Genomic DNA, 23,880 nt, shown 5'->3' with positions numbered 1-23,880 from the left:
ACGAAGGCCGCGGACACCCGTGCGGTGTCCGCGGCCTTCGCGCTGCGATCAGACCTCCCGGTCGGCCCCGGCCTCGGCGGTTTCGCCGACGGCTTGGCCGTGCCGCGGCGCACCCCAGCCCACGTGCGCCTCGGCGCGCATGCGATCGATCATGTGCGGGTAGTGCAGCTCGAACGCCGGACGCTCGGAGCGGATGCGCGGCAGCTCGTAGAAGTTGTGCCGCGGCGGCGGGCAAGTGGTGGCCCACTCCAGCGAGTTGCCGTAGCCCCACGGATCGTCCACCGTGACGGGTTCGCCGTACCGCGCGCTCTTGAAGACGTTCCAGACGAACGGCAGCAGCGAGGCGCCCAGGATGAACGAGCCGATGGTGGACACCGTGTTCAGGCCGGTGAATCCGTCCGAGGGCAGATAGTCGGCGTAGCGGCGCGGGAAGCCCTCGTTACCGAGCCAGTGCTGTACCAGGAAGGTCATGTGGAAGCCGATGAACGTGGTCCAGAAGTGCCACTTGCCGAGCCGTTCGTCGAGCATGCGGCCGGTCATCTTCGGGAACCAGAAGTAGATGCCCGCGTACGTCGCGAAGGCGATGGTGCCGAAGAGCACATAGTGGAAGTGCGCGACCACGAAGTACGAGTCGGACACGTGGAAGTCCAGCGGCGGGCTGGCCAGGATCACGCCGGACAGGCCGCCGAACAGGAACGTGACGATGAAGCCGATCGAGAACAGCATCGGCGTCTCGAAGGTCAGCTGACCGCGCCACATGGTGCCGATCCAGTTGAAGAACTTCACGCCGGTGGGCACCGCGATGAGGAAGGTCATGAACGAGAAGAACGGCAGCAGCACCGCGCCGGTGGCGAACATGTGGTGCGCCCACACCGCGACCGAGAGCGCGGCGATGCCGAGGGTCGCGTAGACCAGCGTCGTGTAGCCGAAGATCGGCTTCCGGGAGAAGACCGGGAAGATCTCCGAGACGATGCCGAAGAACGGCAGCGCGATGATGTAGACCTCGGGGTGGCCGAAGAACCAGAACAGATGCTGGTAGAGGATCACTCCGCCGGTGGCCGGATCGTAGATGTGCCCGCCGAGGTGGCGATCGTAGGCGATCGCGAACAGCGCGGCGGTGAGGATCGGGAAGGCGAGCAGGATCAGCACGCTGGTGACGACGATGTTCCAGGTGAAGATCGGCAAGCGGAACATGGTCATGCCCGGTGCGCGCAGCACGACCACGGTCGTGATCATGTTGACCGCACCGAGGATGGTGCCCAGACCCGAGACAGCCAAGCCGAGGATCCACAGATCACCGCCGACGCCCGGCGAGTGCATCATGTCGCTGAGGGGCTGGTACGCGGTCCAACCGAAATCGGCCGCACCGCCCGGCGTCACGAAGCCCGCGGTCGCCATGCTCGCGCCGAACAGGTACAGCCAGTAGCTGAAGGCGTTGAGGCGCGGGAAGGCCACGTCGGGCGCGCCGATCTGCAGCGGCAAAATCAGATTGGCGAACGCGAACACCACGGCCGTCGCGTAGAACAGCAGCATGATCGTGCCGTGCATGGTGAACAGCTGGTTGAACTGCTCGGTGGACAGGAACTGCATGCCGGGCCTGGCCAGTTCGCCGCGCATCAGCAGCGCCATCAGGCCGCCGATCATGAAGAACGACATCGACGTGACGAGGTACATCTGGCCGAGCACCTTCGGGTCGGTCGTGGTGACCAACTTCAGGACGAACGAGCCCTTCGGTCCCACCCGCCTCGGGTACGGCCGGACGGCCTCGAGTTCCGACTCCGGCCTGGGAGCTACGGCAGTCACCACATCCTCCTCGCGCGTCAGATTCCGGTCCGTAGCTCGTGTCTCCGCTGCGGATCCCCACGATCGAACGACGGCGAGCATACGCCGGGCAATTACGCAAGAGTGGAGTTTCGGGCACCTTGTTGCCGTGTCGTTGTGTGCCGTCCGACCTGCGTAAATGTGAACCGCATACTTTTGTCTCGCGGCGCGGTTCCCGGTGACACACCGCGCCGACCGCGATTCACCAGTGAACCGCGCGCCACTCGGTTAGGGTCGGCACGTCATGACCGCCGGGCTCGGTGCCCTCGCGACACCACCCTGCGGGTCCGGCGGTCATGACCATCCCCCGCCTCGCGGTGTCGAGATCCGCGACACCACCCGGGATCTCGGCCGTGTTCTAGACTCGAGCCGTGCCGATGTCCTCGTCACCCGCCCCGCAGCCCACCGGTGGCAGGCAGGCGCGCTGGCAGCCGCACAACACTCGGCGGCGCGAACGCATCGTGACGGCCCTGATCGAGTTGATCGAAGAGACGCCGATGGGCGTCGAGGTCTCGATGCAGCGGATCACCGAGCGCTCCGGATTGTCGAAATCGGTGGTGTACCGCCAATTCTCGGGCCGCGACGAACTCGACCGGCGAACCAGGACGACGATCGGCGATCGGTTCACCGACGACATCGACGCCGCGCTCGACATCTCCGACGGCTCCATCCACGCGATCCTGCGCCGCACCATCGCCGCGGTCGTGGACTGGATCGACCAGCACGCGCGCCTCTACGACTTCCTGCGCCGCGGTCCCGCGCTCGGCGACCCCGACGACGTGGACGGCGTGAGCAGCCTGAAGGACCGGATCGCGGCACGCACCCGTCAGCTGGTCTCCGGCCTTGCCGGGGTCGTCGGCGTGGTGGACGAGGCGGCCGCGGACACGATGACCTTCGCCATCGTGTCCATGACGGAGGCCACCGTGTCGCGCTGGGCGCGCGCTCCGGAACGCTCGATGAGCCGCGACGAACTCGTCGCCGAGCTGGCCGGTTACACGTGGAGCGTGCTGGACGGGGTCGCGCGGGCGCACCGTCTCACGCTGGACCCCGACGAACCGCTGCTCGCCGCGCTCACCCGGTTGGCGAGCGCCGACAGTTCGTCCTGACGCGCCGCGAAAAGCCTTACGCGATACGGCGTTCGGGCTCGCTCCGGTAGCGCGCGGCGTCGCCGTCGATGTGCAGCATCGACCACACCCGCTTGGTGACCGGGTTCATCAAACCCAGCTCGCCGGCGAGCTTGCGAATGTCGCCGAAGTAGCCGGACAGGATCCTGCGCGACTGCGGCCCCTGCCAGAACGCCTCGCGGAACACCTCGCGCGGGATGCCGAACTCCTTGGCGAACGAGCGCGGCGGCACCATTATCTCCCCGGCCAACCAGCGCATGGCCAGCGGAAAGGCCAAGGCGCACACGGCTTTACCCGCCGGGCTCATCCGTTCGATGTGCGCCTCGAGGAACTCGTTGGCGAAGGAGATGTGCCGCGCCTCCTCGGCGATGTGGATCTCCATGGTGCGCAGCACGGCGGGCGGGATGTTGCCGCCGTCGCGGATGATCGCCTTCTGGTAGTGGTCGATCGGTTCCTCGCCGCCGAGGATGCCGATGAACAGGATGACGTGCGCGTAGCCGCCCGCAACGCCGATCAGCGGCGACAGCGCGCGGAAGACCGGCCGCATGCCGGGCACATCCACACCGATCCGGTTGACCAACTCCTGGAACATCTGGATGTGGTTGCACTCTTCGGTCATCTCGTGCAGGCAGTAACGGAACTCCGGAGAGCCGTTGGGCAGCTTCATGATGTACTGCATCATTCCGCGGATCAGCACGCTCTCGAAGGCCGCGCCCACCTTGATCACGTTCGCCGTGCGCCACCGGCCGATCTCGATCTGCCGCTCCTGCGGCAGGTTTCGGTACCAGTCGGTCGCGCCGAGCGGATCGAATTCCGGGGACAGGATCCAGCGCGGATCGTCCTTGTCGATCGCGAATTCGGGCCCGTCCCAGTCGATGTCCAGGTACGGGTCGAACTTCCGGTGCACCGAACCCTCGGACAGGGTGTCCAGCGTCTCCCAGTACTCCCGATCGAACAGTCCGGTACGAACCGATTCGGACAGCGTCATCGATGCCTCCTCGCTCCGGCCGGCGCTGGGCGCCGGCACTGCGCACGCTCCTCGCGTGTTGTGATCCAGAATATATGGGACTGGCGGTCCCACACAATGGGGCGGGAGGGGTTTGTTCGACGGTCAGGCGGGGAAACCGAGCAGGTCCAGCAGGTTGTCCAAGACGAGCTCGAACAGCTCGGTGCGGTCGGCGAAGGTGTCGCGGCCGTACATGTCGAACACGTCGAAGCTCACCGCGCCGAACAGCGCGCTCCACACCGCGACGCCGCGCACCACCAACCAGTCCGGCACGTCCAGGTCGAATTCGTCGCGGACTCCGGCGAAGCTGCCCGCCAACGCGGTCGATACGCGCACCGGGCGGGACGGCTCACGCAAGCGGCCCGCCCCGTACGCGTCGGCGAAGATCCGCAACAGCGTGGCGATCACTCGCACGCCGGGATCGACGGTCTGGTCGGCAGGTGCCTCGTATCCCGGCACCGGCGAGCCGAAAAGCAGTCCGTACCAAGCGGGTTCGGCCAACGCCCAGGCGCGCACCGCGCGGCCCGCCACCCGCAGCCGCTCCGCGGGATCGGCAGGCGCGGCGGTGAGTGCGTCGTCCACGGCGTCGCCGAGGGCGTTGTAGCCGTCCACCACGAGCAGGGTCAGCAGTTCGTCACGGCTGCGCACGTACCGGTACACCGCCGAGGAGACCACACCGAGATCGCGGGCCACCGCGCGCAGCGACAGCGCCGCCGCGCCGTGCGTCGCCAGGTGCTCGCGGCCGATCCGTTTGATGTCCTCCATCGTCTGGGCTCGTGCCCTCGCGCGCGGCGTCGTCATGGGTGTCACTTTAGTGAACACCGCTCGCGGATCCGTCAGCCGTCCAGTTCGCGGACCGCGCGCTCGATCTCGTCGGCCAAGGTCGCGCCGCCGACCTCCCACGCGGCGGCGCGGAAACGTTCGCGGAACCGGCTCAGGTCCGTGCCGATGCCCTCGCCGCCGTAGCTCGTCGCGGCCGCGTCGCGGAACGTGCGCACCATCTCGTCGGCGAGATCGGCGATCCTGGCGCGGATGAGTTTGCGCAGCGCACCGCTGAGCGTGATGTCGGTGCCGACGTCGTAGAGGATCAGCGCACCCTTGAGCATCGGCTGGTCGGGAATGCGCCAGCCTTCCCCGCACCGCTCGACGTATTGGGCGGCGACGAGTTCGTCGAGGATCTCGGCCCGCCGATCGCCGAGCAGGGACGACAGTTCGTCGTCGTCGATCACCACCGACTGATCCGCCGCACCCGGATACCGCGGATCGAGCACCGAGCGCCAGTCGGCGTTGGCGCCGCGCTGGGCTTCGGCGTCGAACACCTCCCGGATCGCCTCCAGGCGCAACCCGCGCGCCTGCATACCGGAGATGTCGCGCAACCGATCCAGATGCTCGTCGGTATACACCGCCTCCTTGCCCGCGCGGCCGGGTTTCGGCAGCACACCGAGCGAGTGGTAGTAGCGGATGGTGCGCGCCGGTACACCGCTGAGATCGGCCAGCTGAAGACGGCTGTATCGGGACACGCGACTCAGCATAGATACCCCGGTCGACTCCTCGTTGACAGCTCCTACTGTCCGCATTAGCGTAACGCGGGTCACTGCCGACCGTTCGAGGAGTCCCGCGCATGTCCCAGCGAGCAACCGACTTCGATGTGCTCATCGTCGGTTCCGGTTTCGGCGGCAGCGTCACCGCGCTGCGCCTTGTGGAGAAGGGGTACAAGGTCGGCGTGCTCGAGGCGGGTCAGCGCTTCGCCGACGACGAACTGCCCAAGACCAGCTGGGACCTGCGCAAGTTCCTGTGGGCGCCCGCGCTCGGCTGCTACGGCATTCAGCGCATCCACCTGCTGCGCGACGTGCTGATCCTCGGCGGCGCGGGTGTCGGCGGCGGTTCGCTGAACTACGCCAACACGCTCTACGTTCCGCCGGAGCCGTTCTTCCAGGACCCGCAGTGGCGCGAGATGACGGACTGGCGCTCGGAACTCACGCCCTACTACGAGCAGGCCCAGAAGATGCTCGGCGTGGTGCGCAATCCGCACATGACACCCGCCGACGAGGTCTTCAAGAAGGTCGCCGAGGACATGGGCGTCGGTGACACCTTCGTGCAGACACCGGTCGGCGTGTTCTTCGGTGAGCCGGGCAAGACCGTGGCCGACCCCTACTTCGGCGGTGTCGGGCCCGAGCGCACCGGCTGCGTGGAATGCGGCGACTGCATGGTCGGCTGCAAGTTCGGCGCCAAGAACACGCTCGTCAAGAACTATCTGTACCTGGCAGAGCGGGCCGGCGCCGAGGTCGTCCCGATGACCACGGTCACCGCGCTGCGGCCGCTGCCCGACGGCACCTGGGACGTGGAGACCAAGCGCACCGGCAAGCTGCTCCGCAAGCAGCCCAAGACGTACACGGCCGCGCACGTGGTGCTCGCCGCGGGCACCCGAGGCACCCAGAAGCTGCTGTTCGACATGCGCGACAAGGGCGTGCTGCCCGGGCTCTCCCCGCGGCTCGGCGTGCTGACCCGCACCAATTCCGAGTCGATCGTCGGCGCGGCGACCAGGAAGGTCACCCCCGGCGTCGACTTCACCAAAGGCGTGGCGATCACGTCCTCGATCCACCCGACGCCCGATACCCACATCGAACCCGTCCGCTACGGCAAGGGCTCCAATTCGATGGGCCTGCTGCAGACGCTGATGGTCGACGGCGGCGGCCGCATCCCGCGCTGGCTGCGGTTCCTGTTGCTCGTCCTGCGCCACCCGCTGCACCTGTTCCAGTTCCTGAGCACCAAGAACTGGAGCGAGCGCACCATCATCTCGCTGGTGATGCAGCACCTGGACAACTCGATCACCACCTACACCAAGCGCGGTGTGTTCGGGCGCAAGCTCACCTCGAAACAGGGCCACGGCCAACCGAATCCGACGTGGATTCCGGTCGGCAACGAGGTCACGCGCAAGGTGGCCGACGAGATCGGCGGCATCGCGGGCGGCAGCTGGGGCGAGATCTTCAACATCCCGCTCACCGCCCACTTCCTCGGCGGCGCCACCATCGGCGCCGACCCGGAGCACGGCGTCATCGACGGCTACCACCGCGTCTTCGGCTATCCGACGCTGAGCGTGGTGGACGGCGCGGCGGTCTCGGCCAACCTCGGCGTGAACCCGTCGCTGACCATCACCGCGCAGGCCGAGCGGGCCGCGGCCTACTGGCCGAACAAGGGCGAGGTGGACACCAGGCCGTCGCAAAGCGAGGGGTACCAGCGGATTTCGCCGGTCGCCCCGGTCAAGCCGGTGGTGCCTGCCGGCTCGCCCGCCGCGCTCGTGTTGCCGATCGTTCCGGTGCGCCCGGCCAACCAGGAGACCCCGGCCGCGGGCTGAGCGGCGCTACCAGTCGGTCCAAGCGACGGCGCGCACCGGGAACGAGCCGGTTCCGTGCACCGGCGCGGGCAGCGCGACCAGCTTGGCGCCGATGTCGGGCACCGCGTCGAGGTTCGTCATCTGCTCGATGATCGGGATTCCCGCGCCGAGCAGGGTGTGGTGACACGGTCGCGTCGGCAGGGACGTGTCGTCGATGTCGAGCGAGTCGATGCCGACCAGCGCCACATTGGCGGCCACCAGCGCGTCCGCGACCTCGCCGACCAGGAACGGATGCCCGGGCCCCTGATACGAGGCCGAACCCCAGCGGGACGACCATCCGGTGTGCACGAGTACCGCCTTGCCCCACAGCCGGGCGGGATCGCCGAGCAGATCCGGCCCCACCGCACGGATCCCCGTCGCACGGATCATCACGATCGGCACATCGAACAGCCGCTCCAGTGGTAGCTCGGCGATGTCGCCGCCCTCGGCGTGGAAATGGAAGGGCGCGGCGAGGTAGGTGCCGGTGTGGCCGACCATGTCCACGCGGGCGATCTCGTAGGCCATGTCGATCAGCGGCGATTGCGTACGCGAGATGTCCGGGGTGACTCGCGGACGCCGCAGGCCCGGGTAGGTGAGCATGCCGTCCGAGATCGGATGGGACAGCTCCACGACCGACTTGCTCATGCCGGCGACGGTACCGGCCGGGAGCCAGGGCCTCGAGGCAGCGCGGTCGAAACGCGATTTTCCGGCGCGCTCCGGTCCACTGCGGCGTGTCGCTGGGAGTTTGCCGACAAGGGCATTTGAATGCTGGTTGCTCGTCGACGTATCCGTGCTCTCCCCTGGAGGTCAGAGGTCGTGACTCGTAGGTTTTCCCTGTTACCCGGCCATGGATGCAACCGCGTGACCCACGTCCTCGGCACGCTCGGCGGTATGGCGCTGGGTGTACTGCTGGCGACGACGGCGACCGCGGGACCGCTGTATCCGATACCCGATCCGGACCCGTTCTACGCCGCACCGGCGAACCTGGCCGCGCACCGCCCCGGTGACGTGCTGGACGTGCGGGGCTTGCCGCCGCTGCCGCTCTTCCCCGGCGCCACCGTCCGGCAGGTCGAGTTCCGGTCCACCGACTCGCACGGCAACCCGATCGCCGCGACAACGACGATCCTCACCCCCCTCGGCAACCGGCCGGACGCGCCGCTGCTGTCGTATCAACACTTCATCAACTCGCTCGGCAGCCATTGCGCGGTGTCACACAGGCTCTACGACCACGATGTGAATCTGACGCTCACCATGCCGATTCTCAACGTCGCGTTGCAGCGGGGCTGGAGTATCGCGCTGCCGGATCATCTCGGTCCGCAGTTCGCCCTCGGCGCCGCTCGCCTCGGTGGCCAGATCACCTTGGACGGCATTCGCGCGGTCAAACGACTACCCGAACTCGGTCTGGCGAACAGCCCGGTGGGAATGGTGGGCTACTCGGGCGGCGGCATCGCCACCTCGTGGGCGGCGGCGCTGCAACCGACGTACGCGCCCGAGTTGAGGCTCGCGGGCGCCGCCATCGGCGGCGTGCCGATGAACTTGTGGACCATGGCGGAGGCGTTGGGCTACGACCCGCACCCGGCCTTCGGGCTGGCCATGGCGGTGGCGATCGGTCTGGAACGGGAGTACCCGGACCGGCTGCCGCTCGGCGCGCATCTCAATCCCCGTGGCCTCGCGGTCCGCGATGCGATGGCCAACAGCTGCACCAATGAACTGCTCGCCATCGGCGCCAACACCGGTGCGCGCGACTACGCCTCCAACCCCTTCTTCGACATGCCAGGCGATGCCAGGGCGGTCGTCGAGGAGAACAGCTTGGAGCTGTACCCCGGCGTGCCGGAAATCCCGATGTTCGAATGGCATTCGCCGAGTGACCCGCTGATTCCGGTCGGCTCGATCGTCAACACCGACCGTCGCTGGTGCGACGCGGGGGTGCAGTTGGAGACGCTGCGCGTAGACGTACCCGAGCATCTGTCCGCGGCGTTGGCAGGCGCGCCGCAGGCGATGACGTGGCTGAACGCCCGGATCGAGGGCGAGCCCGCCCCGAGGAACTGCTGACCGTCGTCAGTGAGATCGTCACCGCCGGTTGCCATTCGATCGGCGGATCGCGCAGCGGCCCGCGTGGTGAGTCCACCTCGCGGGCCGCTGCGGCGTTTGCCCAGGATTACATCGTCCGCACCGCCGAAAAGGAGACGACCATGACCGGCGACACGTCCGCTGCGAACAAAGTCCCGCCCGAGGAAGAGCCCTTCCAGCGCCAGAGCGTCGCAATGGGGATATCCCTCATCGCCGCGTCCATGCTGCTGATTCTCGCGGTGACCTCGATTCTGGAGGGCATCTCCGCACTGGTGGACGACGAGCTCTACGTGGCGGGTGTCGACTACGTCTACAAGTTCGACACGACGACATGGGGTTGGATCCATCTGGTGCTCGGCGTCCTGGCGCTGATCTGCGCTCTCGGAGTGATTTTCGGAACCGCGTGGGGTCGGTACAGCGCGCTGGGGATCGCGGCGTTGGTGATCCTCGCGAATTTCCTCTCCCTGCCCCACTACCCCTGGTGGTCCATCGTGGTCATCGCATTGAGCGTGGCGGTCATCTGGGCTCTCACGACCTGGCAGCCCGAACACTGACCTCGTCCGGAGCATCTCGATACGATCGCGCCGGTGATCCACGCGCGACATCGACGCGCGGACAGCGACCTGAAAGGATCGCGTTATGGCCACCGTGGAGCACCGCTGCGGTCGGGGATGATCGGCGGGCCGAGCGATGAACGATGACGCCGGCGCAAGTACCCGGTGCTGGTCGGCCCGGGCGGCCTTCTTCTTCGCCGCGATGGCGGCCGCGGTGCCCGTGCTGTTCGCGGGTGTCCTCGGCACAGTCGGGCTGCTCGTCGTGGGCAGCGGCGGTGTCGTCGTCACAGTTTCCGCGCTGTACTGGTTCCTGACCACGCACGGCCCGCTCCGCTGGGTGTCGGTGGCCATCGCGGTACTCACACCGATCGTCGTCTTCGTCCTGTTCGTGCGCGCACACCTGCTGTGGGTGGTGCTGGTCGCGTGCGCGGCGACGCTGCTGACTGTCGTCTGCGCACGCGCGGCGCTGCGCGGCAGAAACCCGCAGGAGACGGCGACCGAATACCCTGCTCCGCCCGCGTTTCACCCGTTCCTCATCATGAATCCGCGTTCCGGTGGGGGGAAGGTCGCGAAGTTCGATCTGCGCCGCAAAGCCGAGGAACTCGGCGCCGAAGTCGTGATGCTGGAAGGGCCGGACACCATCGACGTCGTCACCGTGGCGCGGGAGGCGGTCGCCCGAGGCGCGGACCTGCTCGGAGTGGCGGGCGGAGACGGAACACAAGCCCTCGTGGCGGGCGTCGCGGCCGAACATCACCTGCCGTTCCTGGTGATCAGCGCGGGTACACGCAACCACTTCGCGATGGACCTCGGTCTGGATCGCGCCGACCCCGCAGCCTGCCTCGACGCACTCCGCGACGGTGTCGAGTTGCGCGTCGATCTCGGCAGGATCAACGGTCAGCCCTTCGTCAACAACGCCTCGTTCGGCGTTTACGCCGAGATCGTGCGCAGCCCCGCCTACCGTGACGACAAGACCGCAACCGTAGTGCGACTGCTTCCCGATCTGCTCGCCGGGCACACCGGCACCCGGCTCCGTGCGCGTATCGGCGATGCGACAGTCGAAGGGCCGCAGGCGATCCTGGTGAGCAACAACCCCTATGGCAACAGCGATCTCGCGGGACTCGGCCGCCGCGACCGGCTCGACCGTGGCGTACTCGGCGCCGTCACCCTCTCGGTCTCCAGCACCCGGGAAGCCGTGGGTCTGATGCGCCGCACCCGCGGTCACGGACTGACGCAGCGAACCGCGATCGAGGTCGTCGTCGACGCCGATACCTCCCAGATCCCGGTCGGAGTCGATGGCGAATCGCTCATCTTCGACACCCCCGTCCGGTGTGTCGTCGAACCTGTCGCCCTGCGAGTCAGGGTTCCGCGAGACAGGCCCGGAATACGGCTTGCCGCACCGGCAATCGACTGGACACAACTGCTCGACATCGCGCGTCGCCCGCAGGCCGGATCCATCGCCGGAAACGCGAGGAGACCCGATTGAGCGACGGGCGGAGCCCGCGTCATCCGCTTCAGTCGGTTCGCCAGGCATTCCGCGCCGCGCCAGCTACGGTGTAGTTACACATCCACGCTGCGAAGTGAGGAGTCGTCGTGCCGAAGCTGGAGATCAAGAGGAAATCCGAACTCTCCCGCCAAGAGGTGTCCGAGCGGCTGATCGCGATCGGAACCGCGCTTGCGAGCGGCGCCGAGTTGACATTGGGATCGGGTGACGATTCGGTCGAGATCGGCGTCGCCGAGCGGGTCCGTTGGGAACTCGAGATCGAGGTCGACGGTGCCGAGACCGAGATCGAAATCGAGATCAGCTGGCGCGATGATCCATCCGGCCAATCGGAGACCGAAACGCCGTCGGAGTCGGAACCCGCGGTTCCCAGCGAGGCGGGGCAACAGTAGCGAGGTCCCGAACGGACGCGGCTCACCATCGGTAGCCGCGACGGTCGTCCGAGCCGGGTGGTCGACCCATATCGCGTGCCGAGGCGAGACAGCGGTTGCGAGAAGGTGGTGACGCCATGACGTGGGCACTACCCGCGATCGCCGCGGTGCTGCTTCTCTTCGCGGCGATCTCCGGGCGGGTCGCGGGCACCCCGATCACCGGACCGATCGTCTTCACCGTCGGCGGTGTCGTCCTCGGTGGCACGGTGTTCGGGCTCGTCGAGGTGGAAAGCACCGCCGAAACCGTCAAACTACTCGCCGAGATCACCCTGGCACTGGTGCTGTTCTCCGACGCCGCCCGCGTGGACCCGACCGAACTGCGCGCCGAGATCGCCCTGCCCGCACGGCTGCTCGGCATCGGCCTGCCGTTGACGATTCTCGCGGGGTTCGGCGCCGGGCTCCTCGTGCTCGACGACCTGACCTGGCCCGAAGCGCTCCTGCTCGCGGTGATCCTGGCCCCCACCGACGCCGCGCTCGGACAGGTTGTCGTCACACTCAGGGAGGTGCCCGCACGCGTCCGGCAAGGCTTGAATGTCGAAAGCGGTCTCAACGACGGAATCTGCGTGCCCTTGTTCCTGGTCGCACTGGCGCTCGCCCAAAGCGAGGCTGGTGCGATCGGCCACGGCGCTGCCGCCCAGTTGGTCGCCGAGCAGATCGGGTACGGCGTCGTGGCCGGTGTCGGGACCGGAGCGATCGCCGCCGCGGTTCTTGTCACTGCCGAGCGGCACCACACGATCGAGCGCGCCTGGGCGCAGATCGTTCCCGTCACGGCGGCCGCGCTCGCCTACACCGTCGCCGTGCCGGTCGGCGGGTCCGGTTTCATCGCGGCCTTCGTCGGCGGACTGACCTTCGGCGCGATCGCCCGGCGCTACGCGCCCCGTGCCGCCCCGGACGGCCTGCTCGAAGAGGCCGGTGACCTGTTCAGCGCGGTGACCTTCATCGTGTTCGGCGCCGTCCTGCTCGGCACCGCGCTGGATCACCTGTCCTGGACCGTATTCGGCTACGCGGTGCTCAGCTTGACCGTCGTCCGGATGATCCCCGTCGCGTTGTCGCTGATCGGCACCCATGCCCGTGCCCCGACCATCGCCTTCCTCGGCTGGTTCGGTCCCCGCGGGCTGGCCACCATCGTCTTCGTCATCCTGGTCCTGCAGGAGAACCGGGAACTGCCCCACCAAGATTCGCTCCTCACCACCGCTGTCGTCACGGTCGGACTTTCGGTGCTGGCGCACGGACTCAGCGCGGCGCCGCTTGCTCGGCGCTACGCCGACTGGTTTCAGCGGAACCCGCGCGTGGAAAACCGTCCGGCGCCGGATGCGGCCAACTAATCGAGTCGGAGCCCGGCAGGACTGGCCGGTACCAACGTGAATCGCCTTTGACTGTCGATGGGCAGCGTCCATGATCAACCGATTGTGCCGCCGGAGCCGCGCGGAAATCCGGATGGCGAAATCCCGCTGATCGATGAGGGCGGACGGCACAATGTGGGCCATGCGCACATTTGCCCGATTGTTGCAGGCTGTCGTCGCCGGAGCGTTGGTCGTGGCAGCCAGTCATGGTGTCGCGACGGCACCCGCGGCGAGCATGCCCCATATTCAGTTGCCCTGGCTGACTTCCGGGCCGGACGGAGTGCAGGCGACGGGGGCGGTGCTGGCAGACGGATTCACCGGTACGGCACTGTGGTCGCGACAGCCGGACACTCCCGTCCCGATAGCCAGCATCACCAAGGTGATGACGGCTGTGGTCGTGATCGACGCGGGCGACCTCGATCGGGCGATCACCGTGCCGCACGAAGCGATCGGCTACTGCGTCAGGCACGACGGCAGCACTGCGGGCCTTGCCCCCGGCGAGGTGCTCACCGCGCGACAGCTCCTCTACGCGCTGATGCTGCCCTCGGGCTGCGATGCCGCCTACGCCCTCGCCGAGGAATACGGGCCCGGCCAAGACGCCTTCATCGGAAGGATGAACGATCTCGCGCGCCACATGGGCTTGGCGGGAACACAATTCACCGACCCCAGCGGACTGCCCGTCCCCGACGACCACTCCAACCACTCCACACCGGCGGACCTGGTGACCCTCGGCCTGCGCGCGATGCGCCTGCCGGTGTTCCGCGAGATCGTCAGCGCGCAAACCCATCACGTGCCCGCGGGCCCGAACAACCGCGAACACTTCTGGCGGACCACGAACCGGCTGCTGCGCGACTACCCCGGCACCATAGGGATCAAAACCGGATGGACCGACGCCGCGGGAACCTGCCTGCTGTTCGAGACAGTCCGGGCGGGAATACCGCTGATCGGCGTGGTCCTGCACAGCTCGGCCCACAGCGACGTCATCGCGAAAGACGACGCCGCGCGCATGCTGAACTGGGCTTACGACCCGGTCCTGAGCGTGCTGCCGATTCGGTAGCACCGCCGCGGCGGGCCGGTCGGTCCCGGTGCATCACACGGGCGGCTCGTGCGGTTCGACGTCGAGGACGTAGTCGAGCGCCCGCAACTCATCGGCGAGAACGCCGGTGCAGGAGACGACGACGCGGTCCGCGCCGCAGAGCTGGACGACCTCGGCGGACGCGGTCTCGAGCCAATCGAAGAGCCTCGCCCGGTTTCCTCCCGCGGCCTCGGTGTGGTGCGCGGGATCGAGTCGGACGAGGTAGGTACGGCGCTGCGCTGGCATGGACCCACTCCTCGGTCGTTGGACAGACGTTGGAAGGTGATGCGGTTGGGTGGCCGGGGCCACTACTTCACGCTAGTCCCCCCGCCGTAGCACCGTGGCACAAAGCGGCGTTGCCTCCTGCCATTCGCCCTGTGATACGCGGACGTCCGCGCGAAACCTGGCCGGGGCGGCGTCGTTGGCCGTATCTTTGCCCTAAGCGGTGTGGATCGGAGTGGACAGTGGCAGCAGGGCAGCTCTCGGCCGATTACGTGGTCGTCGGATCGGGGTCGGCGGGCGCGGTGATCGCCAACCGGCTCAGCGAGGATTCCGGGACCCAGGTGGTGGTGCTCGAGGCGGGCCCGCCGGACAAGGACAAGTTCGCCCACATCCCGGCGGCGTTCGCGAAACTCTTTCGCTCCGAACTGGATTGGGACTACCTGACCGAGCCGCAGCCGCAGCTCGACAACCGGCAGGTGTACTGGCCGCGCGGGCGGATGTACGGCGGCTCGTCCTCGATGAACGCCATGATGTGGGTGCGCGGGTTCCGCGCCGACTACGACGAATGGGCGCTGCTGGCCGGTGAGGAGTGGGGATTCGCCGCGGCCGTCGAACAGTTCCGCAGGATCGAGAACGTGGAGGACGCGCAGTACCCCGACGAGGGCACGGCCGGACCGCTGTACGTCTCGCACCAGCGCAGCCCACGCTCCTCGACCGCGGCGTTCCTGACGGCGGCGCAGGAGTCGGGGTTCACCGTCGAAGCGCCGAACCGCCCGCAGCCCGACGGCTTCAGCCAGACCATGGTGACCCAGCGCAACGGCAGGCGCTGGAGCACCGCCGACGCCTATCTGCGCCCCGCGCTACGCCGCGACAACCTCACGGTGCACAGCGAAGCCCTCGCCACCCGCGTGATCTTCGAGGGCAAGCGCGCGGTCGGCGTGGAATACCGCCAGAACGGCGTGACCCACACCGTCACCGCTCGCCGCGAGGTGGTGCTGTGCGGCGGCGCGATCAACAGCCCGCAGCTGCTCATGCTCTCCGGTATCGGTGACGCCGACGAACTGACCCGCCACGGGATCGAGGTGGTGGAGCACGCGCCCGAGGTCGGGTCCAACCTGCAGGACCACCTGGTCGCGGCCATCGGCTACGGGGTGGCCGAGGATTCGCTGTTCGGCGCCGACAAGAAGCCGCGGCAGTTGATCGACTACCTGCTGCGCCACCGCGGCATGCTGACCTCCAACATCGGCGAGGCCTACGGCTTCGTCCGATCCAAGCCGGAACTGGAACTGCCGGACCTCGAGCTGATCTACGCGCCCGCGCCGTTCTACTACGAGGGTTTGGTCGATCCAACCGAACACGGCGTCGTCCTGGCGACCGTGCTGCTGCGCCCGCACAGCCGCGGGCGGATCGCGCTCGGGTCGGCCGATCCGACCGCCAAGCCGGTCATCGATCCCCGCTACCTGTCCGACTCCGCGGGCGCCGACCGCGCCGCCCTGCTCGCGGGCCTGCGCACCTGCGCGAAGATCGCCGACGCGCCCGCGATGAAGGCGGTGCTCGGCAGCCTCATCTATCCGCCGAACGCGCCGGACGAACTCGAGGCCACCCTCGAACTATCGATCAACGGCTACTCGCACACCCTCTACCACCCGGTCGGCACCTGCCGGATGGGCACCGACCCGGCCAGCGTTGTCACGCCGCGGCTGGAAGTGCGTGGCGTGCAAGGGCTTCGAGTCGCCGACGCGTCGGTGATGCCGCTGCTCATCCGCGGCCACACGCACGCGCCGAGCGTGTTCGTCGGCGAGCAGGCGGCCAAGTTCCTGCGGGAGGCCTGACCTTCCCGGCGGGGTCCGGCCGGGCTAGAAGACGGGCACGCGGTCGAAGCCGAGCGGTGGCGTGGGGGTTGGGCCGGTGCCGAGCACCGGCTTGAAGTCGGGCAGCGCGGTGAGCACGTCGATGTTGCGGGCCGCGTAGCAGCGCACCTGCGGCAGCGCGCGGGACACTTCGGCGCGCTCCACCGGCTCGTCGTCGACGAACGCGATGGTGTCCAAGCTCAGGCCGAGGGTTCGGGCGATCCGCACGATGCTGGCGGACTTACGGCCCCAGCCGATCTCCAGCGCCGAGAACATCTCGTAGAGGCCGTGCCGGTACAGCCGGTCCAACGTGAGAGTGCGGTCGCTGCGGCTGGCGACGGCGTGCCAGATGCCGCGATCGCTCAACGTCCGCAACGTGCGCAGGGCCGCGGGCCTCGGCGCGGAGCTGGTCGCGTCGCACACGACACCGTCCCACATCGTGTTGTCCAGTTCCCAGACAAGACATCTCAGAGCCGGTCTCATCGCCTGCCCCTATCGTTTCGTCAGCACTGCCTTCCCTGCCGTGGCGTGCCCGGCAGACGGGCTAGTGCAACCATCGGGGCACGACACGTGCCGGGCAAGCCCCAGGTTTCTGGGTGGCCGGTCCGGCCCGGGTGATACTACCGGCAGGCCGGCGGCGCGCCACCCGATCCGATGAGGCAAACCGTCAGCGCTCGGCGCCGCGCGAACGACGTTGTCGCGCTTGCCCGGTCGGCACGGTAGGTCGTTCCGGTACCCGGACCTTCGCCCGCACAAGCGCTCGCTTGGGACGAAAGTCGTTTGCAGGGGGCGGTACCGTGCCGCTGCTCCCCCATGCTCGACCTCGGTCAGTGGCCATGCGCGCCAGGCGGTTTCGTGCCCTGGGTCGCCGAGTAGCGAACGCCGAGCGAATCCGGGTGGTCGGCTCGGCGTCACGGTGAAGTGTGGGCTACTCGGCCATCCGGTCGACCTTCGACAGTTCCCGGCCAGCAGCCGCGCGATGGACGTGCATCCGCTTGCCTGTCAACGCTCTCGGGTCCGGGCTCTGGATGGCGCGAACCGCATTTCGACTCTCCGTTCTGTGAGCGCTCACAAGGCCGCGAATTCGGCCGCGTCGTCATCTCACAGAACCTGACGAATCGATCCGCGCCGCTGATCATGCGGTTAGTGTGAATGCGCCGCACAGCAAAATCCCGGGCGGAAGGAGTCGCCAATGACCGTCGACAGTGGGGCCAGGCCGAGCTTGACTTTGTCCGGCCGACCGATGTCTTCGCCGTTGCAGGACGTCCGGAGCCTATCGCGCCAGATGGTCGGACATTTCGTCGAGAACGTGGTCCCCTGCGGCACCCTCCCCGGCGACGCCATCACCGGTGACGTCACCACCATCACCCGGCTCTGCCTCGAGTTCGCCGTGAGCATGCTCGACGGCCAGGACATTCCCGCGAAATTGCAGCGACTGCAGGACGCCGCGGCGGGCTGGGCGCGCGAGGGCGTGCCGATCGACACGATCCACCACTCGATCCACGAGGGCTTCAAGATCGGCCTGGATCTGGTGGTCTCCAACGCCACCATCAAGGACTACGGCAACCTCGTCGACGGCGCGAAGATGGTCGTGGAGATGCTCGACCAGATCACCTCGGCGATCTCGGTGGCGTATGTGCGTGAGCTGCGCGCGGTGGTCAGCGAGCACCACACCGCGGTGCACACCCTCACCTCCGCACTGCTCGGCGGGCACAGCACCTCCACGATGGCGCGCGAATGCGGCATCGCCATCGCGTCGTCCTACGCGGTGATCGCGGTCGCCATTCCCCAGCATCGCGACGAACGCAATCCGGCCGTGGACGGTCAGGTCGTCGCCAGGCGCAAGCTGCGCCGGGTGCAGGCCGAGCTGGCCACCCGGTGCGGGAACACCGCGCTGTCCTTGCTCAGCGTGGACGGCGGCACCATCCTGATTCCCTCCGGCGCGCTCGACAAAGGGCAGTTCGACGCGCTGATCACCGAGCTGTCCCGGTCCGCCCAGGTCGGCATCACCGCGACCATGGTCGAGGCCTCCCCCGAGCAGATACCCAACGCCGCCGATCAGGCGCATGAACTGCTCGACATGGTGCAGCGCCTCCAGGCGGTGGCCGGTCTCTACCGATTCGACGAACTCGCGCTCGAGTACCAGCTGACCCGCCCGGGACCCGGCCGCGAATATCTCGGATCGCTGCTCGACCCGCTCGACGAGCACCCGGAACTGCTGGAGACGTTGCAGCGACACATCGCCAACAACCTCAACCGTCAGCGCACCGCCCGCGTGCTGCACGTGCACACGAACACCGTGGACTACCGGCTCAAGCGAATCGGCCAGCTGACCGGCTTCGATCCGTCGCAGCCCTCCGGGCTCTGGTATCTGCGTTCGGCGCTGGTAGCGCGCACCTACCGGACCGCGTGATTCCCGGGAACGCCGTCACCGAAAGTTGCGTTCGCACAGAGGGTTCGGCACGTCATGCGCTTCGAGGGCATCCGCACCACGAGTTCGATACGGGGCCTTGGGTTTCGACGGATGTACCACGAATTCGACACCTGCCCTTGTGTTTCGACGGCGTCCGTCCCACTGAGCGGGAAATACCGAGCGGGACAATGTGAAACAGCTGCGCGTCTGTTTCAGTGGCGATAACGTCCCCTGCTCATGAGACGCTCTGTTGCAGGCATCGCCCTCGGTATCACCATCACCGTCGCCGCCCCGCTGTCCGCCGCGCAGGCCGATACCGGCTCGTCCTCGCTGTCAGGGGGTTCCGGCTCGTCGTCGCTGTCGGGCGGCTCCGGTTCCTCCTCGCTCTCCGGTGGCGGCGGCCTGCCCCCGTACGCGCAGTGGATCACGGAGGTGCAGACGGTCGCCGCGCAGGCAAGGGACTACCTGGCCGGACGGCTGCCCGGCGCCACACGACCGGCGATCGTCCTCGACATCGACAACACCTCGCTGGAAACGCAGTACAACCCCGGCCCCATCACCCCCGCCATCGCGCCCATCCTGCAACTCGCCACGTGGGCCGAATCGCAAGGCGCGGCGATCATTTTCGTCACCGGCCGCCCCGCGCTCATGAACCTCTACACCCAGACCAACCTGACCGCCGTCGGCTACCCCGTGGACGGCCTCTACGGCAGTCCCCTCACGACCCTGTCCGCCGGCTCGTCCGGGCTCGAGCAGTACAAGACCAACGCCCGCATCGACATCGAGGGCGACGGCTACACCATCGTCGCCAATATCGGCAACAGCGCATCGGATCTCGCGGGCGGGCACGCCGAGCGGACGTTCAAGCTGCCGGACTACGACGGCAAGTTGTCCTGAGACCCGAACGGAGTCGGCATCGCCGCGACGATGGCGCTGGAAGAAGCGGTGTCACCGTGTGTTCGAATGCGTCTGCACCGCCTCGACTCGGCGCCGGAGCAGGCAGAATTCGTTTCCCTCCGGGTCGGCCAGCACGTGCCACGTCGCGGCGCTGGTCTGGCCGATGTCGACCGTCCGCGCACCCGCGGCGAGCAGTCGCTCCAATTCCGCGTCCTGATCGCGATCGGTGGGGTTCACGTCGATGTGCAGTGGCAGCTTGCCGCGCTTCGGCTCGGTGCTCGGGATGAACATCAGCGTGGGCTGCGGCCCGCCGAACCCGATCCCGGGCGGACCGATCTCCAGTGCGTCGTCCTCCCAGCCGAGTTCGACGTAGCCGAGGACTTCGCACCAGAAGTCCGCCAGCCGTTGCGGGTCGGCGCAGTCGAGTATGAGTTGGGTGATTCTGCAAGCCATGCGCGCGACGGTACCTGGGCGGGCGGTTCCGAGCGGGGCGCCGCCAGGCCCGTGGCATGCCGGGAGGTGGCGGTGGGAGCAGATGGCGGTGACCCGCGCCTGCTGGTACGTTCAGCGCCGTCATCGGTCCGAACCCGGCGGATCCGAGCGCAGAACTCCGAACGCCAGCGAACGAGTGGCAAACGGGTGGAGAATGGGCGAATGCGAACCGTGCTCATTCTCGGCGCCGGGTTCGGGGGTTTGGAGCTGGCCACCCTCCTGTCGCGTTCGCTGGCCGACGAGGTTCGGGTCGTCTTGGTCGACCGGAACGACTCGTTCACCTTCGGCTTCGCCAAGCTGGAGATCCTGTTCCGCGATGTTCCGCCGGAGGCCGTTCGGGTTCCGTACGCCGACCTCGCGCATCCGGGTGTCGAGTTCCGGCGCGAGGAAGTCACCGCGATCGATCCGCGGACCCGCCGCGTCGTCACCGATCGGTCCGAGTACGAGCCGGACATTCTCGTCGTCGCGCTCGGCGCCGACTACGACCCGGCCGCGACCCCGGGCTTCGTCGAGGACGGCCACGAGTACTACTCGATCGACGGGGCCGCCAGGCTGCGCGACCGACTCGACAGCTTCGACGGCGGCGACATCGTCCTCGCGATCCTTCGCGTCCCCTTCAAGTGCCCGCCCGCACCGTACGAGGGGGCGATGCTCTTACACGAGAAGCTCGCGCGGCGCGGACTCGGCGACAGCACGCGCATCCGGATGATCAGCCCGATGGATTCGCCGATCCCGGTCTCGGCGGACACCTCCGCCGCCCTCGTCGAGGCGCTGACCCGGCGCGGGATCGAGTACACGCCCGGACAACTGGTCCACGGCCTTGACCCGGACCGCCACGTCGCGCTGACCCGTGCGGGCGAGATCGCCTACGACCTCTTCATCGGCATCCCGGCGCACCGCGTGCCCGCGGTCGTCGAAGCGTCCGGGTTGACCGTCGGTGGCACGGACGGCTGGGTCGCGGTCGACCCGGGCACCCTGGAGACGCCGTATACGAACGTCTACGCGCTCGGCGACTGCGCCGACGCGCCGGTGCCACGGGCGGGGGTCTTCGCCGAGGACGCCGCCCGCACGGTGGCCGCGGGCATCGCGGCGAAAGTGCGCGGATCCGACGCGACCGACCGGTACCGCGGCAGGGGCGCGTGCCACATCGAATTCGGCGGCGGATTGGTCGGCAAGGTCGATGCCGATTTCCTGTCCGGTCCCGCGCCGCGCGCACCCTTCACCGCACCCTCGGTGGAACTCGCGCGCGAGAAGGCCGAGGCGGCCGCCGCGCGAATCCAGCGGTGGTTCCCGGGCCGCGTTTCGGAATAGCCGGGCGACGCGCACAGCGACCGCGCGCTCGAAATCCGGGCGGCCGGTCGGCTCGATGAGAATGTACGCGGCGAGCGCGCTGCGATGGCCGAAGCGGCGACCGAACGAATTCTGTTCCGACACCGATTTCCGTCCGTGGCGTTCACTTCCGCCGCTATTCCGTTCCCGGAAACGAAAATTCCGCGGAAATATTGTGATGCGCTACGAATTCCACTCGCACCGCAGCCACCCCACCGCGGGCAGGGCACAACGGGGCGCGAAGCGAGGGCGGAGTGCGGCGACGGCGTCACTCCGTGCGCGAGATCACCTCGCGCCGGGTCGCGCGCTCGGCGGCGGCGGCATAGTTTTCTGTGAAACCTCCAGCAGGTCAACAGCTTCCGCGCTCCCGACACGCACCGCACGGTCGTGCGGTCGGGCTCATGCGTCACGCGGGATGGGAGACGGCCGGTCCGCGTCTGCGGCGCAGGGGGATACGACAAGGGAGGCACGCGTGACCAAGACGTTCGCACGACACGATCGGACCGAAAACCTACACCGCTACGGCGATTCGAAGCTGCTGATCGTCCCGCTCGACCACACCGTCGGCGCAGGCTCGCTGTTGCGTGCGCACCGCCTGCGCGAGGTGCTCCACGCACTGCGCGTCGGCGGCGCGGACGCCACCGTGCTGCACAAGGGCGCGCTCGATCACGTGGACCCCGCGGTCTTCGACGACCTCGCCCTCATCGTCCACCTGTCGGCGAGTGCCCACTCCGGCACCGATCCCGATCACAAGGTCCTCGTCACGACAGTCGAGGAGGCGTTGCGGCTGGGTGCCGACGCCGTCAGCGTGCACGTCAACCTGGGCTCGCGCACCGAGTACCAGCAGCGGGAAGACGTCGCGCAGGTCGCGCGAGCCTGCGACCGTTGGAGTGTTCCGCTGTTCGCGATGGTCTATCCGCGCGGTCCGCGCGTCTCGAATCCCACCGATCCGGAGCTGGTCTGCCACGCCGCCGAGGTCGCGGCCGACCTCGGCGCCGACGTCGTGAAAGTGCCCTTCACCGGCGACCCGGTGAGCATGTCCGAGGTCGCGGCCTCGGTCGACATTCCCGTGGTCGTGGCGGGTGGACCCGCGCTGCGCGCCGAACGGGCGGTCGCCCACGCGGAGCGCATCCTCTCCAGTGGCGTCGCCGGTCTGGCCTTCGGCCGCAACGTCTTTCAGGCCGACGACCCCGCGTCATTCGTCCACCGCCTGCACACCGCGGTCCACACCGATCGCACGCTCGCCGCCCCTACTTCGTACACCCCCGCACTCGCGCGCTCGTGACGAGATCGCCCGAAAACCGGCCGAAGCGGCCCGCAGCAGATGCTTCCGCGGGCCCGGCGCGCGATTTTCGGAATGGGGACGACGAACCGATTCCACGGCTTCCGCGGATATCCCAACGGACCGTACGATTTGTGACACCCATTACAGACGTTTCTGCTACCAGTCGGTAATGAAAGCGGTCACATTTTCCATCGCCGATGAAGGTTTGCCGAGCTCTCGAATAGCGTGCGGCACATCCGGCGTCGAGTAAAAACATCGTAAATCGAGTGGGATTCGACAACGAGATGTGGTACCGCCCAATTCAATAGGAAAGTACCGATGGGTTGGTTTCGATTTCCATCCGTCCGTCCGGTGAACCGATCGTGAACAGCGAACTTTCCGGAGAGCGACCGACCGATGATCTACCGCGGCCGATACGCACGCATATCTGTAACTCGCGATCGCAGCTTCTATGGTCCGCGCCGAAACGCTGTCATGCCCCGTTTCCTATGGGTGACAACACGTTTCACACACCTCGCACACACTGATTTGCCATTCGATTGCTCGCCAGCGAGAGCCGCTGCGGGACACCGCTTTTCACATTGCAGCGCGCAGAGTAGCGGTGTACAGATTGGTCGAAAGCGCGACTGTGATCGGTGACAGTTGTGCACAGTGACGAGATATGAGGCATAACAGTCTTGGTTGTCGATATCGGAGGGCAAGTGATCGCGGTCTCGGCAGTCGCCGAACCCCATGCTGACCAGGGAAAAGCCAAGCTCTGGACGGGAAGGGCACACACTGCGGCGGTGGTCGCGCCGCTCGGGGACGGGGAAGTCCCGAGCGCGACGGGGGGCTGGAAATGAGCGCGCGGGAACGGGTGCCCGAGCGCGTGCGAGAGCTGTTCCGCGCCGGTTTGCAGGTGCCCGATATCGATCTCGACACGCCGTTGCTGGATTATGGCTTGGACTCGGTTCGATCGGCCGAGATCATCATCGAACTCGAGCGCGCCTTCGGCGTGGAGATCTCCGACGAGGAGGCCTCCGAGCTGCATACCGCGCGTGACGTGATCGAGTGCGTGACGACCAAGACGGCTCACCGCACCGGGGTCGGTGCGTAAC

Annotated in this window: 22 protein-coding genes; 14 read left to right on the top strand and 8 right to left on the bottom strand. The window is 67.7% G+C overall.

Annotated features, from left to right (window positions below):
- Window positions 1-48: 48 nt before the first annotated feature.
- On the bottom strand, window positions 49-1,803 hold the full coding sequence (gene ctaD / locus CRP45_RS02765; RefSeq protein WP_097244521.1) for an aa3-type cytochrome oxidase subunit I: 1,755 nt from the start codon (window positions 1,801-1,803) through the stop codon (window positions 49-51).
- A 395-nt stretch (window positions 1,804-2,198) separates the two neighbouring features.
- Between ctaD and CRP45_RS02760 the strand changes: the two genes are divergently transcribed.
- Complete coding sequence (locus tag CRP45_RS02760) at window positions 2,199-2,927, top strand: TetR/AcrR family transcriptional regulator (protein WP_245909991.1); 729 nt, start codon at window positions 2,199-2,201, stop codon at window positions 2,925-2,927.
- Between the two features lie 16 nt (window positions 2,928-2,943).
- Here the strand turns inward: CRP45_RS02760 and CRP45_RS02755 are convergent, their stop codons facing one another.
- From CRP45_RS02755 to CRP45_RS02745, 3 genes are all read right to left on the bottom strand, one after another.
- Window positions 2,944-3,933 carry an AurF N-oxygenase family protein gene (locus tag CRP45_RS02755; RefSeq protein WP_097243637.1) on the bottom strand — a complete coding sequence of 330 codons (990 nt, stop codon included), beginning with the start codon at window positions 3,931-3,933 and terminating at the stop codon, window positions 2,944-2,946.
- A gap of 123 nt (window positions 3,934-4,056) precedes the next feature.
- Window positions 4,057-4,752, bottom strand: coding sequence for a TetR/AcrR family transcriptional regulator (locus tag CRP45_RS02750; RefSeq protein WP_097243636.1), 696 nt, complete (start codon window positions 4,750-4,752; stop codon window positions 4,057-4,059).
- A 35-nt stretch (window positions 4,753-4,787) separates the two neighbouring features.
- On the bottom strand, window positions 4,788-5,471 hold the full coding sequence (locus tag CRP45_RS02745; RefSeq protein ID WP_245909841.1) for a MerR family transcriptional regulator: 684 nt from the start codon (window positions 5,469-5,471) through the stop codon (window positions 4,788-4,790).
- 101 nt (window positions 5,472-5,572) lie between these two features.
- Between CRP45_RS02745 and CRP45_RS02740 the strand changes: the two genes are divergently transcribed.
- Window positions 5,573-7,306, top strand: a complete 1,734-nt coding sequence (locus CRP45_RS02740; protein WP_097243635.1) for a GMC oxidoreductase — start codon at window positions 5,573-5,575, stop codon at window positions 7,304-7,306.
- Between the two features lie 6 nt (window positions 7,307-7,312).
- Here CRP45_RS02740 and CRP45_RS02735 read toward each other — a convergent pair whose 3' ends face one another.
- Window positions 7,313-7,969, bottom strand: a complete 657-nt coding sequence (locus tag CRP45_RS02735) for a cyclase family protein (RefSeq protein ID WP_097243634.1) — start codon at window positions 7,967-7,969, stop codon at window positions 7,313-7,315.
- 246 nt (window positions 7,970-8,215) lie between these two features.
- Here CRP45_RS02735 and CRP45_RS02730 point away from each other — a divergent pair, with 246 nt between their 5' ends.
- The 6 genes from CRP45_RS02730 to CRP45_RS02705 all read left to right on the top strand — a co-directional run bounded on the left by CRP45_RS02730 (window position 8,216) and on the right by CRP45_RS02705 (window position 14,277).
- Window positions 8,216-9,376, top strand: a complete 1,161-nt coding sequence (locus tag CRP45_RS02730) for a lipase family protein (protein ID WP_097244520.1) — start codon at window positions 8,216-8,218, stop codon at window positions 9,374-9,376.
- The gene (locus CRP45_RS35050) at window positions 9,328-9,948 is read left to right on the top strand and encodes a DUF7144 family membrane protein (RefSeq protein ID WP_342746975.1); all 621 of its coding nucleotides are present in this window, start codon (window positions 9,328-9,330) and stop codon (window positions 9,946-9,948) included. Before CRP45_RS02730 ends, CRP45_RS35050 begins: the two co-directional genes overlap by 49 nt.
- A gap of 136 nt (window positions 9,949-10,084) precedes the next feature.
- Window positions 10,085-11,431, top strand: a complete 1,347-nt coding sequence (locus CRP45_RS02720) for a diacylglycerol/lipid kinase family protein (protein ID WP_097243633.1) — start codon at window positions 10,085-10,087, stop codon at window positions 11,429-11,431.
- A 107-nt stretch (window positions 11,432-11,538) separates the two neighbouring features.
- Window positions 11,539-11,838 (top strand): amphi-Trp domain-containing protein, encoded by a 300-nt coding sequence (locus CRP45_RS02715; protein ID WP_097243632.1) that lies wholly within the window; start codon window positions 11,539-11,541, stop codon window positions 11,836-11,838.
- Window positions 11,839-11,954: 116 nt separating this feature from the next.
- A complete protein-coding gene (locus tag CRP45_RS02710) occupies window positions 11,955-13,202 on the top strand; it encodes a cation:proton antiporter (RefSeq protein WP_097243631.1) in 1,248 nt (415 codons plus the stop codon).
- Between the two features lie 160 nt (window positions 13,203-13,362).
- On the top strand, window positions 13,363-14,277 hold the full coding sequence (locus CRP45_RS02705) for a D-alanyl-D-alanine carboxypeptidase family protein (protein ID WP_245909840.1): 915 nt from the start codon (window positions 13,363-13,365) through the stop codon (window positions 14,275-14,277).
- A 33-nt stretch (window positions 14,278-14,310) separates the two neighbouring features.
- On the opposite strand, the gene CRP45_RS02700 is transcribed toward CRP45_RS02705, so the two are convergent.
- Window positions 14,311-14,541: a hypothetical protein gene (locus CRP45_RS02700; RefSeq protein ID WP_097243630.1), complete on the bottom strand. Its 231-nt coding sequence runs from the start codon at window positions 14,539-14,541 to the stop codon at window positions 14,311-14,313.
- A gap of 218 nt (window positions 14,542-14,759) precedes the next feature.
- Here CRP45_RS02700 and CRP45_RS02695 point away from each other — a divergent pair, with 218 nt between their 5' ends.
- Complete coding sequence (locus CRP45_RS02695) at window positions 14,760-16,349, top strand: GMC family oxidoreductase (RefSeq protein ID WP_067778139.1); 1,590 nt, start codon at window positions 14,760-14,762, stop codon at window positions 16,347-16,349.
- Between the two features lie 24 nt (window positions 16,350-16,373).
- Here CRP45_RS02695 and CRP45_RS02690 read toward each other — a convergent pair whose 3' ends face one another.
- A complete protein-coding gene (locus tag CRP45_RS02690) occupies window positions 16,374-16,850 on the bottom strand; it encodes an HAD-IIIC family phosphatase (RefSeq protein WP_067778140.1) in 477 nt (158 codons plus the stop codon).
- 709 nt (window positions 16,851-17,559) lie between these two features.
- Here CRP45_RS02690 and CRP45_RS02685 point away from each other — a divergent pair.
- Together CRP45_RS02685 and CRP45_RS02680 are read left to right on the top strand one after the other, a co-directional pair.
- On the top strand, window positions 17,560-18,780 hold the full coding sequence (locus tag CRP45_RS02685) for a PucR family transcriptional regulator (protein ID WP_097243629.1): 1,221 nt from the start codon (window positions 17,560-17,562) through the stop codon (window positions 18,778-18,780).
- A 237-nt stretch (window positions 18,781-19,017) separates the two neighbouring features.
- Window positions 19,018-19,677 (top strand): HAD family acid phosphatase, encoded by a 660-nt coding sequence (locus CRP45_RS02680; protein WP_067778142.1) that lies wholly within the window; start codon window positions 19,018-19,020, stop codon window positions 19,675-19,677.
- Between the two features lie 51 nt (window positions 19,678-19,728).
- Here the strand turns inward: CRP45_RS02680 and CRP45_RS02675 are convergent, their stop codons facing one another.
- The gene (locus CRP45_RS02675; protein ID WP_097243628.1) at window positions 19,729-20,130 is read right to left on the bottom strand and encodes a VOC family protein; all 402 of its coding nucleotides are present in this window, start codon (window positions 20,128-20,130) and stop codon (window positions 19,729-19,731) included.
- A 201-nt stretch (window positions 20,131-20,331) separates the two neighbouring features.
- On the opposite strand from CRP45_RS02675, the gene CRP45_RS02670 reads away from it, so the two are divergent.
- The 3 genes from CRP45_RS02670 (at window position 20,332) to CRP45_RS02660 (ending at window position 23,879) form a co-directional block, all read left to right on the top strand.
- Complete coding sequence (locus tag CRP45_RS02670) at window positions 20,332-21,480, top strand: NAD(P)/FAD-dependent oxidoreductase (RefSeq protein WP_097243627.1); 1,149 nt, start codon at window positions 20,332-20,334, stop codon at window positions 21,478-21,480.
- 490 nt (window positions 21,481-21,970) lie between these two features.
- Window positions 21,971-22,783 carry a 2-amino-3,7-dideoxy-D-threo-hept-6-ulosonate synthase gene (locus tag CRP45_RS02665; protein WP_218841065.1) on the top strand — a complete coding sequence of 271 codons (813 nt, stop codon included), beginning with the start codon at window positions 21,971-21,973 and terminating at the stop codon, window positions 22,781-22,783.
- Window positions 22,784-23,621: 838 nt separating this feature from the next.
- Window positions 23,622-23,879 (top strand): acyl carrier protein, encoded by a 258-nt coding sequence (locus CRP45_RS02660; RefSeq protein WP_097243625.1) that lies wholly within the window; start codon window positions 23,622-23,624, stop codon window positions 23,877-23,879.
- Window position 23,880 lies beyond the last annotated feature (1 nt).

This window comes from Nocardia amikacinitolerans (genome assembly GCF_900215415.1).
Classification (GTDB): Bacteria; Actinomycetota; Actinomycetes; order Mycobacteriales; family Mycobacteriaceae; genus Nocardia; species Nocardia amikacinitolerans.
This window is presented reverse-complemented; position numbering and strand designations above follow the sequence as displayed.

Bases quoted from the DNA above. Each gene is read 5' to 3' on its own strand.
- CRP45_RS02760 (WP_245909991.1), top strand. From the start codon at position 2,199: ATGTCCTCGTCACCCGCCCCGCAGCCCACCGGTGGCAGGCAGGCGCGC.
- CRP45_RS02755 (WP_097243637.1), bottom strand. From the start codon at position 3,933: ATGACGCTGTCCGAATCGGTTCGTACCGGACTGTTCGATCGGGAGTAC.
- CRP45_RS02750 (WP_097243636.1), bottom strand. From the start codon at position 4,752: ATGACGACGCCGCGCGCGAGGGCACGAGCCCAGACGATGGAGGACATC.
- CRP45_RS02740 (WP_097243635.1), top strand. From the start codon at position 5,573: ATGTCCCAGCGAGCAACCGACTTCGATGTGCTCATCGTCGGTTCCGGT.
- CRP45_RS02735 (WP_097243634.1), bottom strand. From the start codon at position 7,969: ATGAGCAAGTCGGTCGTGGAGCTGTCCCATCCGATCTCGGACGGCATG.
- CRP45_RS02730 (WP_097244520.1), top strand. From the start codon at position 8,216: ATGGCGCTGGGTGTACTGCTGGCGACGACGGCGACCGCGGGACCGCTG.
- CRP45_RS02720 (WP_097243633.1), top strand. From the start codon at position 10,085: ATGAACGATGACGCCGGCGCAAGTACCCGGTGCTGGTCGGCCCGGGCG.
- CRP45_RS02710 (WP_097243631.1), top strand. From the start codon at position 11,955: ATGACGTGGGCACTACCCGCGATCGCCGCGGTGCTGCTTCTCTTCGCG.
- CRP45_RS02705 (WP_245909840.1), top strand. From the start codon at position 13,363: ATGCGCACATTTGCCCGATTGTTGCAGGCTGTCGTCGCCGGAGCGTTG.
- CRP45_RS02700 (WP_097243630.1), bottom strand. From the start codon at position 14,541: ATGCCAGCGCAGCGCCGTACCTACCTCGTCCGACTCGATCCCGCGCAC.
- CRP45_RS02690 (WP_067778140.1), bottom strand. From the start codon at position 16,850: ATGAGACCGGCTCTGAGATGTCTTGTCTGGGAACTGGACAACACGATG.
- CRP45_RS02685 (WP_097243629.1), top strand. From the start codon at position 17,560: ATGACCGTCGACAGTGGGGCCAGGCCGAGCTTGACTTTGTCCGGCCGA.
- CRP45_RS02680 (WP_067778142.1), top strand. From the start codon at position 19,018: ATGAGACGCTCTGTTGCAGGCATCGCCCTCGGTATCACCATCACCGTC.
- CRP45_RS02675 (WP_097243628.1), bottom strand. From the start codon at position 20,130: ATGGCTTGCAGAATCACCCAACTCATACTCGACTGCGCCGACCCGCAA.
- CRP45_RS02670 (WP_097243627.1), top strand. From the start codon at position 20,332: ATGCGAACCGTGCTCATTCTCGGCGCCGGGTTCGGGGGTTTGGAGCTG.
- CRP45_RS02660 (WP_097243625.1), top strand. From the start codon at position 23,622: ATGAGCGCGCGGGAACGGGTGCCCGAGCGCGTGCGAGAGCTGTTCCGC.